This window comes from bacterium, assembly GCA_024226335.1.
GTDB lineage: Bacteria > Myxococcota_A > UBA9160 > SZUA-336 > SZUA-336 > JAAELY01.
On sequence record JAAELY010000007.1, the window covers coordinates 1 to 887 of the forward strand.

The window sequence follows — 887 nt, forward strand, 5'->3', positions numbered from 1 at the left end:
CCTTCACTCATCGCGCGATGCCGCCCCATCAGGTCGCGGGTCCGCTCGGGATCGGCCTTCATGCGGGCAGCATGGATCTCCAGGTCTTCCCGATACACGTTCACGCACAACATTCGCGGGCCTTTGCTCTTCGTGCAGCGACTCCGAAGCGGGCAGCCTTGGCAGTCCGACTTCTTGGCCTGATAACGCCATTGCTCGCTCGAACCGCGCACAAACACGTTGGGCTTTCGGCTCAGCCGCGTCCCGTTGGGGCAGGTCGCGTACAACTCGTGCAGTTCGAAGTCCTCCTCGATGAAGATGCCCTTCTTCTTGCGGTCCACGTCCGAACGGGGACCGTAATGAAGAATCTCCTTCTCATGCCATTGATGGATGGCTTTGGCGATCGTGTGTACTCACGGTCCGATGTCAGCTGGATCGGTCCGAAGTCAAAGATCTGTTTTGTCTGAAGAACCCAATCCGCGGCCTGCGGACGAAACCCTGCGCCGGCCGGGAACACGGCGAACGCCCAGATGAATCCGAACTTCAAATCGGCCAAAAACTGCACACCGTAGCCGTGGACCGTTTTGCCTCGCTTGGTATGGGCGCTGCATTCCGGGGCGTAGAACACCGAAGAGTCGAATTTCTCGCCGAAAACCTTCATCCGCTCAAAGAACTCGGCGGCCAAGCCTCGGCAAAGGCGGCCAGGTCCGTCGGAATCGGCCCGTCGCGTGGCAAACTGTCCAGCTTCACTCGACTGGGCAGTGGGGTCACCAATCCGCCTTTCAAAATGTCACGAAGGGTCCGAATCAACGCGTGGCGATTCCGGCCAAAATTGTTCAGGAGGTTCCAGTCCAACTGCTCGAACGCCCGGATCAGCACCTCTCGATCGGCCTCGCTCATTCCGCTCC

The 887-nt window shown here is 59.4% G+C and carries 1 protein-coding gene; it reads right to left on the minus strand.

Features of this window, described 5'->3' with window-relative positions; all coding sequences use genetic code 11:
- Positions 1-320 (minus strand): hypothetical protein (locus GY725_00230; GenBank protein ID MCP4002596.1); only part of this gene is annotated, 320 nt, incomplete at its 3' end.
- Between the last annotated feature and the right edge of the window lie 567 nt (positions 321-887).